14 protein-coding genes and 1 pseudogene are annotated in these 14,581 nt (G+C 58.1%); 14 read left to right on the forward strand and 1 reads right to left on the reverse strand.

Translation table 11 applies throughout. The annotated features are described in order from the left end of the window. Window positions 1-338 precede the first annotated feature (338 nt). Window positions 339-623, reverse strand: a pseudogene (locus tag HMPREF2743_RS12350) (transposase); the annotation flags it as partial. A gap of 973 nt (window positions 624-1,596) precedes the next feature. Here HMPREF2743_RS12350 and HMPREF2743_RS04065 point away from each other — a divergent pair. From HMPREF2743_RS04065 to HMPREF2743_RS04125, 14 genes are all read left to right on the forward strand, one after another. Beyond that, the gene (locus HMPREF2743_RS04065; RefSeq protein ID WP_070644618.1) at window positions 1,597-2,184 is read left to right on the forward strand and encodes a hypothetical protein; all 588 of its coding nucleotides are present in this window, start codon (window positions 1,597-1,599) and stop codon (window positions 2,182-2,184) included. Between the two features lie 139 nt (window positions 2,185-2,323). Beyond that, window positions 2,324-3,232 (forward strand): tetratricopeptide repeat protein, encoded by a 909-nt coding sequence (locus HMPREF2743_RS04070; RefSeq protein ID WP_070644619.1) that lies wholly within the window; start codon window positions 2,324-2,326, stop codon window positions 3,230-3,232. Next, the gene (locus HMPREF2743_RS04075; protein ID WP_070644620.1) at window positions 3,232-4,215 is read left to right on the forward strand and encodes an HAD-IIA family hydrolase; all 984 of its coding nucleotides are present in this window, start codon (window positions 3,232-3,234) and stop codon (window positions 4,213-4,215) included. Before HMPREF2743_RS04070 ends, HMPREF2743_RS04075 begins: the two co-directional genes overlap by 1 nt. Beyond that, window positions 4,206-4,367 carry a hypothetical protein gene (locus HMPREF2743_RS12695; protein ID WP_168163676.1) on the forward strand — a complete coding sequence of 54 codons (162 nt, stop codon included), beginning with the start codon at window positions 4,206-4,208 and terminating at the stop codon, window positions 4,365-4,367. Before HMPREF2743_RS04075 ends, HMPREF2743_RS12695 begins: the two co-directional genes overlap by 10 nt. Before the next feature lie 40 nt (window positions 4,368-4,407). Beyond that, the gene (locus HMPREF2743_RS04080; protein WP_070644621.1) at window positions 4,408-5,217 is read left to right on the forward strand and encodes a TlyA family RNA methyltransferase; all 810 of its coding nucleotides are present in this window, start codon (window positions 4,408-4,410) and stop codon (window positions 5,215-5,217) included. Continuing rightward, window positions 5,214-6,125, forward strand: coding sequence for an NAD kinase (locus HMPREF2743_RS04085; protein ID WP_070524808.1), 912 nt, complete (start codon window positions 5,214-5,216; stop codon window positions 6,123-6,125). The genes HMPREF2743_RS04080 and HMPREF2743_RS04085 overlap by 4 nt, the downstream gene beginning before the upstream one ends. A 38-nt stretch (window positions 6,126-6,163) precedes the next feature. Continuing rightward, on the forward strand, window positions 6,164-7,840 hold the full coding sequence (gene recN, locus HMPREF2743_RS04090) for a DNA repair protein RecN (RefSeq protein WP_070644622.1): 1,677 nt from the start codon (window positions 6,164-6,166) through the stop codon (window positions 7,838-7,840). A gap of 26 nt (window positions 7,841-7,866) precedes the next feature. Next, entirely contained in the window at window positions 7,867-9,051 is a 1,185-nt protein-coding gene (gene steA, locus HMPREF2743_RS04095; RefSeq protein ID WP_070445078.1) for a putative cytokinetic ring protein SteA, read from the forward strand. Further along, a complete protein-coding gene (locus HMPREF2743_RS04100; protein ID WP_070818213.1) occupies window positions 9,051-10,010 on the forward strand; it encodes a copper transporter in 960 nt (319 codons plus the stop codon). The genes steA and HMPREF2743_RS04100 overlap by 1 nt, the downstream gene beginning before the upstream one ends. Then, window positions 10,011-10,649: an NUDIX domain-containing protein gene (locus tag HMPREF2743_RS04105; RefSeq protein ID WP_070818214.1), complete on the forward strand. Its 639-nt coding sequence runs from the start codon at window positions 10,011-10,013 to the stop codon at window positions 10,647-10,649. Next, entirely contained in the window at window positions 10,646-11,569 is a 924-nt protein-coding gene (gene xerD / locus HMPREF2743_RS04110) for a site-specific tyrosine recombinase XerD (RefSeq protein ID WP_083321598.1), read from the forward strand. The genes HMPREF2743_RS04105 and xerD overlap by 4 nt, the downstream gene beginning before the upstream one ends. Window positions 11,570-11,613: 44 nt before the next feature. After that, complete coding sequence (locus tag HMPREF2743_RS04115; protein WP_070818216.1) at window positions 11,614-12,729, forward strand: hypothetical protein; 1,116 nt, start codon at window positions 11,614-11,616, stop codon at window positions 12,727-12,729. Between the two features lie 170 nt (window positions 12,730-12,899). After that, window positions 12,900-13,772, forward strand: coding sequence for a ParA family protein (locus HMPREF2743_RS04120; protein ID WP_046649257.1), 873 nt, complete (start codon window positions 12,900-12,902; stop codon window positions 13,770-13,772). A 9-nt stretch (window positions 13,773-13,781) separates the two neighbouring features. Further along, window positions 13,782-14,579, forward strand: coding sequence for a segregation and condensation protein A (locus HMPREF2743_RS04125; RefSeq protein ID WP_070524821.1), 798 nt, complete (start codon window positions 13,782-13,784; stop codon window positions 14,577-14,579). Window positions 14,580-14,581: the final 2 nt, after the last annotated feature.

The following is a 14,581-nucleotide window of genomic DNA, read 5'->3' on the forward strand; positions in this document are numbered from 1 at the left end:
GACGTGTCTACTTTCCGGGGGTCAGGTCCACCCGAAAATGCTAAAAGTACAGACCTGAAAGTACAGACCCCCAAGTAACAGGCCACTGAATACGCAGTAGACGTACTGAGCCGTTCTCCAAGCTGCCCGTAGCTCGACAGCTCCGGAAGAAATGAGGTTTTCTTGAGCAAAATACCGCTTTAAAAAGCGAATTCATGTAATGGGCAAAAGACGTTATGCTCCAATTATTTACCATGTTTCACTCCTCGTATTCGCGCTACTGACAGTCAATGCAGCTTCCGCAGTCCATACCAACTGCATAGTACCTCTGGGTACTTTAGTGCCCAGAGGCTTATCTACATGGCACGTTCGCTACGGGTTCGTCGTTCTAACAGCCAGTCAGACAAGAAGGAACCGTGGCGTAGTTTCGGGATAGCCACATCGACGGTGCTGACCCGTGTATCCAGTAGTCGGTGGCGGTAGCCGTTGCGGTGGTTGACGCGGTTGTCGCTGGTGGTGCCGTAGTCAGCGTTGCCGACAGTATCGTCTTGGGAAGATAGAATTTGCTTGATGAAATCACCGAGCATCTGACGCGTCAGATCGGGTGATGCTTGAGTGAGGAGCTCTTCGAGGTATGCTTTTGGTTGCCAGTTGTGTCGGCACCGGGGGCTTAACTGTGAGAAGCGGGTCGAATAGCGGAGTTCTCCGCTAGGAGGTGTAAAAATTCCTCTGGGTCTTTAACCGTCAAGCGAATGGGTCTTCCGATATTGCGGTGTAGGAGGATATTTGCAGAACCGGCATGGAATGAAATAGTGCCATCCAGGAAGTGAACCCCAAACGTTTGGGATTCGAGTATGGGGCCCGAGGGAAGGATCTCCGCCCCCTTCAGAGATTCCAAACGAACGTTGCTAACTGGAATGCCAAGAACTGAAATCCGAAGGATTTCATCATTCAGCAACACCCCGACATTAAAGAAAATTGCCAGAGACACTAAAAGACCGCATGTGATAAAGGCGGTTTGATCTCTTCTGGTCAAGAAGTAGACACACAATAAGAGTACTGCGAAGATAAGTACGATCCGACTAAAATTATATCCAAATACTCTTGATCGATAACTTGAACCAGTCATGAATATCACTCAACTTCCTTCCAACTATCTTCATGGGTAGTAAGGCGAAAATCACCACTGTGAGCATCGTGAGGGAGAATGAAGCGTCCTGGGTTTAGTTCCGCTTCTTTTACGACCCTGTGTTGATGGGCTGGGTGAGATAGTACTCGGTTTCTACTTCCTGTGGGGTGGCGTAGTCCAAAGCTTCACACCACACCGCAAACAGCCCAGGACCAGCAACTTGGATGAATGCACATCCAGGTCTGCACTTATAGATAGCGGACCTTCATCCGCCCGCGAACTAGAATGATTTCCGTATATGCACTTCGTTCTGAGGGGCCGCTGAGGAGAAGTAGATGAGGTTTTCACAATCATCGAGTCTGTTTACGCATGCTTATAATGCGACCTTCCTGAGGGACTTGAAGGCTGTGCCCTTTAGGCGAAAGAACGATAGTCCTTCTCCCTATGGCCTGTGTCGCGTCTTTGAGGCAGAGGAACCAGTGCCTCAGATGCGTGCTATCCGCGACGGGCTAGTCTTTTTCGGTGCGATGGTCTTGATAGCAGCTTTTATCTTCTTCTTCGGTTTACTGCTGAACAGCATGCAGATTCCAGGATTATTGGCGTTTCTCCTTGGCGGGTTGTTGCTTTACTTCCTTTTTCTTGTAGCTCGGCATATCTTCTTCGCTTTGAGGATCAGCAAGGCTTGGAAGAATGGTTGGATAGATTTCTACCCAGTCCTCCTCGGGAGCCTTTTCCACGAAGAGAAAGGTGCAAAGGCTGGAAAGAAGGGGCATTTTTATGCCACGAAAGCTCTCGTTGTGGCGCCAAACGGCGAATCGCGCATGCTTGACGTGACCGTAGAGGGACTGCGCCCGGACCGACTGATTGAGGAAGGCGCGGTCATGGCGAAGGATCGCCATAGGATTCGTCTTGACGCCATTCATAATAATGGCTGGACATTCTGGGCCGTTGTCCGCGGGAAGCAACTGGAGCATGGAAGCGTGGAACATGGACTATCCGCTTCCCAGGTGACTGCTGGCTTAGACCGCGTGAGGCATTGTTGGTGGCCACTGAACAGGTTGGATTTTCCTCTTTAATTCTCGTGAGTCTTGGACGTCAATCGGTGGTTGTGGGCCGTTTCACTTACTAGCCAGTGTATTGCCGGTTTTGTTTCGCTGACCTGTAGACTGGTTCGGTACATACGGACGCGTCAACCGCAGAAAGTGCATAGCTTTAATGTCTGAATCCAACTCCCGCGACCACCGCCGTGGCCGCGAAGGTTCCTCGGAAGGCAACCGTGGGCACAACCGCTCTGGGGGCCGCAAGTTTGAAAAACGTGGTGGCGCATCGGGGCGTCGTGAAGAGCGCCGCAGTGATCGCCGTGATGAGCGCCGCAATGATCGAAAGCGCCATGGTCGCGATAAGAACAAAGCCTCGCATCCGCAGCGTTCGGGCTACCGTGAGGAGCGTATCAACCGCCGCATGACGGACCCGGACCTGCCTTCTGATATCGATATCACTGATCTCGATCCCTCGGTTTTGCAGGACCTCTCTTCGCTTTCGAAGGAAAACTCCGAAGCAGTGGCTAAGCACCTCATCATGGCGGCGACGTGGCTTGATGACGATCCACAGCTGTCACTTCGCCATGCCCGTGCTGCCAAAGACCGTGCAGGCCGTGTTTCGGTTGCTCGTGAGATGAACGGAATCGCTGCGTACCGCGCCGGCGAGTGGAAGGAAGCACTCGCGGAGCTGCGCGCAGCACGCCGCATTTCCGGTGGCCCTGGTTTGATGGCTGTCATGGCTGATTGCGAGCGCGGACTTGGGCGCCCTGAGAAAGCTGTCGAGCTGTGGCGTAGCGAGGAGGCTAAGGAGCTTAGTCCAGAGGATGCCGTCGAATTGGCCATCGTCGCTGCAGGCGCGCGGTTGGACATGGGCCAGGCAGATTCCGCAGTGGTCACGATTCAGCGTGCGCAACCCACGAAGGATGCCACGGGTGTGTCCGCGTGCCGCCTTTCCTATGCCTATGCCAACGCCTTGCTGGAAGCTGGCCGTAAAGACGAGGCACAGGAATGGTTCCAGCACGCGATCGACATTGATGAAGGAGACTGGACCGACGCCGCAGAGCGTCTGGCCGAGTGTAAATAATGAGTATTCTCAAAACCCACGATTCACTGTTGCTGGATCTTGACGGAACTGTGTGGGAGGGCGGACAAGCCCTTCAGTGCGTGGTTGACGTGATCAATTCTTGCGGCGTCCCTGCTGTTTATGTCACGAATAATGCTTCGCGCAGCCCCCAAACCGTAGCCGATATGCTCGAAGAGATCGGTCTTGAGACCGATGCCAATCGCGTTGTTACCTCAGCGCAAGCGGTAGTCAAGATTGCTCGTGAGGATCTGCCGGCTGGCGCCAAGGTCCTCGTCATCGGTGCGGACTCCTTCCGCTCGCTAGCGCGCGATGCCGGTTTCGTCGTTGTTGATAGTGCTGATGACAAGCCTGCTGCTGTACTGCAGGGCATGCATAAATCAGTGGGGTGGGAACAACTCTCTGAAGGCGCGCTCGCTATTAACCAAGGTGCGAAGTACTATGCCTCAAACCTTGATACGTCACTTCCGACGGAGCGCGGAATGGCGGTGGGTAATGGCTCACTCGTCGCAGCCGTAGTTTCCACGACAGGGGTGGAACCAATTTCGGCTGGTAAACCTGAGCCCGCTATGTTTACGCAGGCAGCCAAGCTGGTGAACTCGTCGAAGCCCCTTGCTGTAGGGGACCGTCTTGACACCGATATCGTTGGCGGCAACAACGCGGCTATGGATACCTTCCACGTGCTTACAGGTGTATCGCGTGAGCTGGCACTCATTGAAGCGAAGCCAGAAGAGCGCCCGAATTTCATCGGTGCCGGATTCCATGAGCTCTCGTTGTCTGAGGCCCAAGCACGTCCGGGAGCCCAGGGCGGGTTCAAGGCACGCTTCGACGGTTATGACATTGTTCTCCAGGGCGGTACTGAGAAATCGACGTCCGTCGAGGCACTTCGTACCGTACTTGAAGTGGCCTGGGCCGGTTCCGAACCGCCGCGCTACATTCAGCCGCGGAGCGAAGCCGCGGAGAGGGTAGTGTCCACATGGCGGTAAAACCCCATGACCCGCGCGCAGTGTTGGCTCCAGAGACCCTCGATGCCTCCATCACCGAGATCCTCACCGAGCCCGTAGAGACTCTTGAGGAAGAGTTAGCCCAGCTGGACCGCGCACATACCGTGTTGCGCGATGCGCTCCAAGATAATTAGCGCGAATCGCCGAGGAATCTAGGGGAAAGAGGATCTAATCATGCCACCGCAACGTCGCCGTCTCGACGCAGAGTTGGTACGCCGCAAGATTGCGCGCTCACGAGAACAAGCCGTTGAGATGATCAAGGCTGGTCGGGTGACGGTTGGGGGCTTCAAGGCTACGAAACCCGCGACAGTGGTCGAGCCAGAGGTGTCTATCAAGGTCGAGGCCAGCGAGGGTGATGATTGGGCGTCGCGAGGCGCGCACAAACTCCTCGGTGCGCTCGCGGCTTTCGACGTTGACCTCAAAGGCAAGCGTGTCTTGGACGCGGGCGCGTCCACCGGCGGTTTTACTGATGTCTGTTTGCGTCGCGGTGCCGCAGAAGTGCTTTCTGTTGACGTGGGCTATGGACAGCTATTGTGGCGTTTGCAAAATGATGAGCGCGTTATTGTGCTTGACCGCACCAATATTCGCAACCTGACTCTGGAACAGACGGATGGGCCTTGCGACGCGATGGTGGGGGATCTTTCCTTTATCTCCCTGAAGCTGGTACTTCCGGCAATCGTTAAATGTATGGCGGACGGCGCGTGGCTTTTGCCTATGGTCAAGCCGCAGTTTGAAGTGGGCAAGGACCGGATTGGGGCCGGCGGAGTTGTGCGCTCGCCTGAGCTTCGCGCAGAAGTTACCAAGGATGTGGCCGTCTTTGCTCAAGAGCTCGGATTGAGCGTCAAAGGCGCGGCGGCATCCCCGCTACCCGGACCAAGCGGCAATGTCGAATACTTCCTGTGGTTGGTCAAGGATGGCTTGTCCACCCCAGAAGATAAGCTGGATGTACTGATCGACACGGCAATCAAGGAAGGACCCCAGTGAGCAGGACTAGCGCCGCGGAGGGCACCACTCGCCGCGAAATTCTTCTTGTCCCGCACGCTAGCCGCGAGGATAACCTCGCTGCCACGCACCGTGCAGCAGAGCTGCTGCAGGAGGCTGGCATCAAGGTACGCGTCTGCGGAGCGGACACCGTTCTCCCTGGGCTGCAGCACGTGAGGCATACGCCGGCGGCAGCCGAAGGCTGTGAGCTAGTCCTCGTGCTCGGTGGTGATGGCACGTTCTTGCGCGCTGCTGACATGGCACGTGCAGTGGACGTCCCCGTCCTAGGCATCAATCTGGGGCACGTGGGCTTCCTCGCAGAGTGGGAAGCGGAGTCTTTGGATCGAGCGTTGGTGCGCGTCATCGAGCAATCCTATGACGTCGAAGACCGCCTGACCATTGACGTTGCAGTGTTTGATGCCGAGGGAAAGCTGCGGGAGCGTAGCTGGGCGCTCAATGAGGCCTCGATTGAGAACCTCAACCGCTCAGGGGTCCTCGATGCCATCCTCGAAGTGGATGGGCGCCCAGTTTCAGCTTTTGGGTGCGATGGTGTTCTTATCTCCACTCCGACGGGCTCCACAGCCTATGCCTTCTCAGCTGGCGGGCCGGTATTGTGGCCCTCCCTCGATGCCATCCTTGTGGTTCCTAACAATGCGCATGCGCTGTTCACCAAACCACTCGTGGTCTCTCCGGATTCGCAGGTGGCGGTGGAATCAGCCTCGGCTACGACTCCGGCCGTGGTAATCCTCGATGGTTTCCGCGAGATTTCTATGCCGCCGGGTTCGCGAGTGGAAATCGTGCGTGGTGAAAGGCCCGTGCGCTGGGTTCGGCTGGACCAGCAGCCCTTCACCGACCGCCTCGTGTCCAAGCTCCGCCTGCCCGTGGAAGGTTGGCGCGGGCCCCGGCATTAACTGCCCTAACGCGTATTCAGGAAGGAAGATACCGCACTGTGCTCGTAGATATCAGCATCTCTGACCTCGGCGTTATCGAAAGCTCCGCTGCGGAGCTCTCGCAGGGGCTAACCGTGCTTACCGGTGAAACTGGCGCCGGTAAGACCATGGTCGTGACTGGCTTGCGCCTGCTAGCTGGCGGTCGCGCTGATGCATCACGCGTGCGCGATGGGGCCTCAAAGGCGGCCGTGGAAGGTCATTTTTCCTCGGATTCACCGGCTGTGGCGGCTTTGGTCGAGGACGCAGGAGGAGAGCCGGATGAAAACGGTGAGTATATCGCCTCCCGCACGGTGTCTGCGGCAGGGCGCTCACGTGCCTATTTGGGCGGGCGTTCGGTGCCGGCGGCGACGTTGGGGGAATTCGCTTCCCACCTCATCACTGTGCATGGGCAAAATGACCAGTTGCGCTTGCTGTCGGCTGATCAACAGCTGGCCGCCATCGATCGCTTCGAGCCTTCCATCGAGAAGATCCGTACTGCGTATACCGAGGCTTTTAGGCAGTGGCGCGCATTGGCCAAGGACTACCAGCACCGGATGGAGTCCCGCCGTGAGATGGCCCAAGAGGTGGACCGCTTGCAGTTCGCCATTAAGGAGATTTCTGATCTCGAACCGGAGCCCGGTGAGGATGCTGAGCTCGTAGCTCTGATTAAGCGTTTGCAAGACGTCGATGCTTTGCGCGAAGGCGCCGCCACTGCTCTGAGCGCCTTGGACGGCGGTGAAGGTTTTGGTGATGAGGACACTGCTGTCAACCTTGTCGGTGCAGCTGAATCGGCACTAACTGGGGCGAGCGATGCCGAGCTGACCAGGCTAGGAGAGCGGTTGAGTGAAGTCACCACACAGCTGACCGATATCGCTGCTGAGCTCACCACGTATTTGAGCGATCTGCCCGCGGATCCCAACCTCCTCGAGGAATCTCTGCAACGCCAGCAAGAGCTCAAGCTCCTCACGCGCAAGTATGCCGCTGACATCGATGGAGTTCTGGCCTGGCGGGACGCCGCTGAAGCCAAACTTGCGACCTTGGATACCTCCACCGAGGCCCTCGAGGCCTTGAAGAAGGAAGTAATGGAGGCCGAAAAGACGATGGTGGCCAAGGCAGAAGCACTCACTGCTGCCCGTACCAAGGCAGCGAAGAAACTCGGTGCTCAGGTCTCCGAAGAGATTCACGGCTTGGCCATGCCAAACTCCACCTTGACGGCCGCCGTGAAGAAGACCAAATATTCCAAAAGTGGCGCGGATGAGGTTGAGTTCCAGCTCAACGGCAAACCGCTAGCTTCCGCGGCCTCGGGAGGTGAGCTCTCCCGCGTCATGCTGGCTATGGAGGTTGTTCTGGCCAGTGACGACGGCACCACGCTGGTCTTCGATGAGGTGGATGCCGGTGTCGGAGGGCGCGCGGCGGTGGAGATCGGACGTCGCCTAGCACGGCTTTCGACTACCAACCAGGTCATCTGCGTTACCCACCTGCCCCAGGTAGCTGCCTATGCAGATTCGCACCTGCATGTGTCTAAGGAGAAGTTCACGTCAGGCGTGGCGGATTTGACCGCCGAGGAGCGCGTCGAGGAGCTCGCTCGTATGCTGGCTGGTCTCGATGACACCGAGACCGGTCGCGCGCACGCTCAGGAGCTTTTTGATAGAGCTCAAGCAGAAGTTGAGACTTTCCGCGCGCCTTCCACACATTGAGCCCTTAACAGGGGAAACTGTCAGGCATGAGTCTGTTTTCCCGTAACACCGATCTGCCTGGAGAACACGGCGCGCTGCGTGATTGCACCCCGGGTGGCAAAGGCATGAAGAAGTTTAGCGCTGGTGACTTCGCCGTCATCAACGCTGCCAATATTTCCCGCCAAGAGGCCCAGACCCTCGTGGACATGAAGCCGGCCGCCGTTATCAATGTCGCCGAGTTTTCCACTGGTTCTATCCCGAACTATGGCCCGCATATGCTTCTCGACGCCGACGTCACCCTCGTTGAGGGCGTCGGTCAAGACTTCGTGAGCAACTTCAAGGATGGAAAGAAGGCACGACTCACTGAGGACGGCGCGATTTATTCTGGTGATACCCAGCTGTCCTCCGGAACGGTAGTTACTCGTGACCGTGCGGAGAAGAATTTCGCTTCTGCCCAACAGGAACTCATCGACCACATGGAGGCATATTTCGGCAACTCCATCGAGTTCATTCACTCCGAGGGGCCCCTGCTCATTGACGGCCTGGGCGTACCCGATGCGGGTTCCGACATGGCTGGCCGTAAAGTACTCGTGGTTTCGCCCTCCGAGGAACACCGTAAGAAGCTGACACTTCTGCGCAATTTCATCCGCGAGTATGAACCCATCATCATTGGCGTGGATTCTGCAGCCGATACGTTGGTAGAGCTGGGCTACCAGCCCCACTTCATCGTGGGAAACCCCTCCGAGGTGAGCTCGGAAACCTTGCGCAGCGGCGCCCAGGTCATTCTTCCCGCTGAGCCAGACGGGACTGCTGAAGGGCTTGAGCGCATTCAGGATCTGGGGATCGGCGCGATGACTTTCCCGGCAGCTACGGACTCAGCCACCGACCTTGCCCTTCTGTTAGCGGACTACCACGAAGCCCAGATGATCGTGCAGGTCGGGGGAGCCCTCGATCTCGATGACATCTTCGCCAATGAGCCGAATGCTACGCCGGCGGCCTTGCTGTGCCACATGAAGGCAGGAACGCGCCTGGTGGATGCGGACGCTGTTATTAACCTCTATACTGCGCCGAATTCCGGCGCTATGGGGTGGCTGTGGGCGCTGCTCGGCATTCTCGTGGCGCTCGCCGTGGTTATTCTGATCGTCGGCTTGGGGGGCGACGAATCCTTCCTCCAGAACTTGATCGATACCTGGAATAACTTCGCATTGAGCGTGCAGGGGTGGTTCAAGTGATGATGTCGCCTAAATCCTTGGTCGTTGCCGGGCTCGGTTTCGGCGCAGCACTAGGCATCGCGCTCGGCACACTGGTGATCGCCCCCAACATGGATTCCGCCCCGGGCCCCGGAGGTGAATCCACTGATGAGGTGCGGGAAAAGTACAGCGAGCTGGTGATGGACAATAATATTGCAGAGGCCCAGTTGGACTCTGCGGATTCCGTCATGGGCGAACTCGGCCGTTTCGTGGTCGATGGAACCCTAGTCCAGCGCCCAGTCATGGTGCTGAGCATGCCTGATGCTGATGATGCCGACGTTAAGGCCGTGAAGGATCTGTTGGGGTCAGCGGATTCCACCGACGCCGGAAGCATCAAGCTGACCGACAAATTCCTTGCCCAAGATTCGGCAGACAAGCTCCTGTCCCTCGTGACCTCTACCTTGCCGGCCGGTGCGAAGCTCGACAAGAAGAAGGTCGATGCCGGTACTCATTCCGGCCAAGCTCTCGCCGCGGGCCTGCTGATGGATGCTAAGACCACCCAGCCTCTTGCCAGCGTGGAGGACCGGGCCACCTTGCTGCGTGCCCTGCGCGATGCCGGCTATATCGACTACAAAGACGGGACTATCCTTCCCGCTCAAGCAGTCGTTGTCGTGGGCGGCGGCTTGGTCCCGGGTGATGATGAGAACAGCGCTGCTAAGAAGTACGCTATCGATACCACCGTCAAATTCCTTGAAGGTTTTGGTTCCGTAGACACCGCTATGGTCTATGCCGGTCGCGTACAATCTGCCGGCGATGATGGAGTCTTGGATAAGCTTCGTGCCGCCAAGACAGGAATCAGCACTGTGGATTCCATCGATCACCCAGTGTCCCAGATGGCTACAGTCCTGGCGGTCAAGGAACAGCTGGATGGCGGTAAGGGCGTCTACGGTTCTGCGGCGAATGCTGAAGGCGCAGCGCCGGCGCTGCCGAAGGACCTCTAGATGTCACACGAGTTTCGCACGGTAGGTAGCGAGCTGCTTGTCGACGCCCCCATCATCGCCGTTCGTCGCGATGACGTCATCATGCCAGGGGAGGTAGTAGCGCAGCGTGAGATTGTAGAGCACCTCGGCGCTGTCGCCGTTGTGGCCTTGGACGAGAGCAACCGGGTCGCGATGGTGGAGCAGTACCGCCATAGCGTCGCCAAGCGCCTGTGGGAGCTACCGGCTGGATTACTCGACGTCAAGGGTGAAGATGAGCTCAGCGGCGCGCAACGCGAGCTCCAGGAGGAGGCCGGGCTAGCCGCCGAAGATTGGGTAGTTCTGACCGATTTGGTGACCTCCCCGGGCTTCTGTGAGGAAGCCGTGCGCGTCTTCTTAGCGCGGGGCCTGTCCTCCGTGGAGAAGCTCGCAGCGGAAGGCGATGAAGAAGCGGACATGGGTTTCGCCTGGGTGCTCCTCGATGAGGCCGTCGAGTGGATCCTCGCGGGGGAGATTGTGAACTCGATTGCGGTGGCGGGAATTCTCGCAGCTTATGCCTGTGTGCAAGAGGGGCGCACGGCGCGCTCGGTTGATGCGCCCTTCGAGCTGCGCCCGCAATCCCTAGCGCAACGGCGCCCTGGACCGGATCTGAAGAAGCTGTGACGCCGTCAAGCTCCGCCGCAGCTGCGGGAGAAGCATGGTTGATGCACCTCATGGTGGAAAAAGGTGCCTCAAAGAACACGGTGAGCAACTACCGCCGAGATATCAATCGCTATGTTGATTGGCTCGCGGGATCCGGCATCACGGACCTACGTCGGGGGACCCGCGCGCACGTGGAAAACTACCTCGTTTTTCTCCGAGAATCTTTAGCACAGTCCTCTGCAAGCCGCGCACTGATTGTGGCGCGCGGCTTGCACAAGTTTGCGCTAGCGGAGGGGATGATTGAGGAGGATGTGGCGGCGGAAGTGTCCCCGCCCAAGCGGGCGCAAGCATTGCCAGAAACACTCAGCGTGCACGACGTCGAGGCTCTCCTCAACGCTATCCCCACCGATGAATCCGCAACACCCGTTGATATTCGGGATCGCGCCCTTTTGGAAATGCTGTATGGAACGGGAGCCCGTATTTCCGAAGTGATTTCGCTGAGCGTGGACGATGTAACGGGTGAGGGACCGACGTCGGTACGTGACATCCTCGTGCTCAGCGGCAAAGGCGATAAGCAGCGCCTGGTTCCGCTGGGCTCGCATGCGGTGAAAGCGGTGGAGAACTACCTGGTGCGTGCCCGACCGGTTTTGGCAACGGGGGCCTCCCACGCCTTATTCCTCAACACTCGGGGAAGGGCTTTGTCGCGGCAAAGCGCCTGGGCTGCGATCAAGACCGCAGCGCAGCGTGCGCACCTGAGCACGAAGATTTCCCCGCACACTTTGCGGCATTCTTTTGCTACCCACCTGCTAGAAGGCGGGGCGGATGTGCGTACCGTGCAGGAGCTCTTGGGGCATTCTTCGGTGACGACAACACAGATCTACACGCACGTGACCGCGGATTCGCTCCGCGAGGTATGGCACACTGCGCACCCGCGTGCCTAGGGCACCTAGAATCATCACGACGTCTAGCAATGAAAAGGATTCTTATGGCTTCAACCGCATCTTTCTCCCGAACTTATCGCGGGATGGCTCTAGCCTTCGCGCTCACCGTAGCCCCGCTGTCCGGTATCGTCGCCGGCCCAGTGAGCGGGAAGGGTGAAATAGCTGGGTTTGGGGCGGCGGTTGCGCACGCGCAAGATACCACCATCCCGGTGCCGGCTGGTCAGACGACAACCGTCTCCTTGCCTGTGCCTGTCGACGTCAACGTGGCCTCCGATGGGTGGAATGTGAGCGCTTCTGGTGGTACTGCAACGGTGACCGCGCCGGCAGCTGGAGGGCAAATCAGTGTTCCGGTGACCTACCAGGGCGTAACCGTGACTATCGTGCTCGTGGCAGATGCTGAGGTAACCGCCGAGGATCTCAATGATGCGGCTGAAAGCGGCGATCCGGACAGCCTCGGAGGGGGTCAGCAGAACCCAGGTGGCGCGGATAGTCTTGGGGGTAACAGGGATCCTCAGGGCAGCACAGGCGGAGATGAAAAAGAAGGCGGAAATGATCCTGCTACCGGCGGCTCGGTGCCTGCCACAGATGGCGGTGGCCAAGGACAAGAGCGCGCTCTGCGCACTGGCCGCGGCTGGGAGGGCGTCGATGATTCCCACACGGCCTATGTCAACCTGGAATCCACGATCGACGGACAGACAATTACTGCCAAGCTTGGGTTCAAGCAGGCTCTAGATCTGTACAACCGCTTCAAGCATCTTGAGGATGACGGGGTCACGCTGCGCTACCTCAATGCGGAGGGCGAGTTTGTGGAAGGCGTGAAGCGCGAGATCGATAAAGGCTCGCGCACGATGACTTTGACCTATCCAGAAGGTACGGAGCCCGACAATCCTTTCATCATGCAGTTCTTTAATAAGGACACTCAGTCCGCGGAGCTGGTAGTGACGCTTACGGATCCGACTCGTGAGAACGCTAGTGAGGTACCGCCGGAACAGCAGCTTGATTCTGATGGCGCTAACGGGTCTGACAGCGCGGAACAGGAGAGCTCGGGAGTGGGAGCTGGCGTGCTCGCAGCGGGCATTGTGGGCATCGGGATCATCGCTCTCATCGTCGGGTTCGTCGTGAAGAGGCGCCGCTCGACGTCAAAGGAAGAGCTTTCTTAATCTAGGCTGCAGTCTTTATTCTGTGGTTAGCGCTAGCTATAATCGCGACACGGGCGCCCAAGGGGTACCCTATAATCACAAGGATGTAAGAATGTAGCGCCGGTCGGGGCTGCAGTGTCGAAGCGGAAAGGCCGCAGAAGGCCGTACAGGTCAAGGAAGCAGGTGTGACTGTGAGCGACGAGGGACTGTTTGAGGCCTCGGAAACACAGGTCGGGTTGACCGGCCGCCCACTGCGGGAGCTTCCGGAACCAGAGCCGTTGGAAAAGCATGGTCCCGCGACAATCATCTCCATGTGCAACCAGAAGGGTGGCGTGGGAAAGACCACGTCCACTATTAACATGGGCGCATGTTTGGCAGAACTCGGGCGTAAAGTCCTCCTCGTTGACTTGGATCCCCAGGGTGCTCTTTCGGCCGGTCTGGGTCTGACCCACGACCAGATTCAAGACACCATTTATGACGTCATGCTCGACAGTGAGGTCTCGGTGCACTCAGCCATTGTGCATACCGGTGTGGCGGGGCTCGACCTTGTCCCGGCCAATATCGACCTGTCCGCCGCGGAAATCCAGATGGTCAATGAGGTAGGCCGCGAGCACACTCTGGCCCGCGCGCTGCGTCCTGTGCGCAAGGACTATGACTTCATCATCATTGACTGCCAGCCTTCCCTGGGCCTGCTGACCGTCAACGCCTTGGCTTGTTCGCAGGGCGTCATCATTCCTATGGAATGCGAGTTCTTCTCCCTGCGTGGTCTCGCTTTGTTGACCGACACTGTGGAAAAGGTGGCCGACCGAATCAATTTCGACCTCGAGATCATGGGCATTTTGGTCACCATGTTTGATCGCCGCACCCGCCACGCGCGCGAGGTTATGGACCGTGTGGTGGAGTACTTCGGTGACAAGGTTTTCGACACAGTGATTACCCGCACCGTGCGTTTCCCCGAGACATCTGTCGCCGGCGAGCCTATTACTACGTGGGCCCCGAGCTCCCAGGCGGCCAAGCAGTACCGCGACCTGGCTAAAGAGGTCATTGAGCGGGCTAACGGCTAGCCAGCTACTATGACCCAACCGGAGATCACCGGCTTTCGCATCGCGCTGGGCAACTTCGAGGGCCCGTTCGATCTGCTGCTCCAGCTGATTCAAGCAAAGAAGCTGGACGTTACGGAAGTGGCGCTGTCTGAAGTCACTGACGAGTTTGTGGCTTATACACGTGCGCTGGGAGAAACTGCGGACTTGGATGAGACCACGGAGTTCCTCCTCATTGCCGCAACACTCCTGGACCTGAAGGCAGCGCGTTTGCTACCGCGCGGCGAGGTTGATGATTTGGAGGACCTCGAGCTTCTGGAGACCCGCGATCTGCTTTTCGCGCGTTTGCTGCAGTACAAGGCCTATAAACAAGTAGCCGACCAGTTCGCGCAGTGGCAGCGTGCTGCCCAGCGGCGCTATCCGCGGGCGGTGGCAATGGAGGAGCGCTTTAGTGATCTCCTCCCGCCGGTGAAGCTGGGACACACCCCAGCGAGCTTCGCAGAGCTGGCCGCGGGTGTCTTCCGTCCCAAGCCGCCGGAGGAGGTCGCGACTGGGCACGTCCACCAAGTTGCCGTTTCTGTGCCGGAGCAGGCTGGAAAGATCCTCACTACGCTCAAGCTGCTGGGCACGGGGCAGTGGATGAGCTTCGATGCCTTAACGAGGGACTGTACCGTCTCTATGGAAGTCGTCGGCCGCTTCCTAGCGTTGCTAGAGCTGTATAAAGCCAAGGCTGTGGACGCTTCCCAGCCGGAATCCTTGGGGCCGCTCGAACTATCGTGGACTGGGCTCGACGTAGATCCCGCCGTGGTCGCAGCGGCGAACTGGGATTAAGG

The organism is Corynebacterium sp. HMSC036D02 (genome assembly GCF_001836165.1).
Taxonomy (GTDB): domain Bacteria; phylum Actinomycetota; class Actinomycetes; order Mycobacteriales; family Mycobacteriaceae; genus Corynebacterium.

Bases quoted from the DNA above. Each gene is read 5' to 3' on its own strand.
- HMPREF2743_RS12695 (WP_168163676.1), top strand. From the start codon at position 4,206: ATGGCGGTAAAACCCCATGACCCGCGCGCAGTGTTGGCTCCAGAGACC.
- HMPREF2743_RS04125 (WP_070524821.1), top strand. From the start codon at position 13,782: ATGACCCAACCGGAGATCACCGGCTTTCGCATCGCGCTGGGCAACTTC.
- steA (WP_070445078.1), top strand. From the start codon at position 7,867: ATGAGTCTGTTTTCCCGTAACACCGATCTGCCTGGAGAACACGGCGCG.
- HMPREF2743_RS04065 (WP_070644618.1), top strand. From the start codon at position 1,597: ATGCGTGCTATCCGCGACGGGCTAGTCTTTTTCGGTGCGATGGTCTTG.
- HMPREF2743_RS04075 (WP_070644620.1), top strand. From the start codon at position 3,232: ATGAGTATTCTCAAAACCCACGATTCACTGTTGCTGGATCTTGACGGA.
- HMPREF2743_RS04080 (WP_070644621.1), top strand. From the start codon at position 4,408: ATGCCACCGCAACGTCGCCGTCTCGACGCAGAGTTGGTACGCCGCAAG.
- HMPREF2743_RS04115 (WP_070818216.1), top strand. From the start codon at position 11,614: ATGGCTTCAACCGCATCTTTCTCCCGAACTTATCGCGGGATGGCTCTA.
- HMPREF2743_RS04100 (WP_070818213.1), top strand. From the start codon at position 9,051: ATGATGTCGCCTAAATCCTTGGTCGTTGCCGGGCTCGGTTTCGGCGCA.
- HMPREF2743_RS04070 (WP_070644619.1), top strand. From the start codon at position 2,324: ATGTCTGAATCCAACTCCCGCGACCACCGCCGTGGCCGCGAAGGTTCC.
- HMPREF2743_RS04105 (WP_070818214.1), top strand. From the start codon at position 10,011: ATGTCACACGAGTTTCGCACGGTAGGTAGCGAGCTGCTTGTCGACGCC.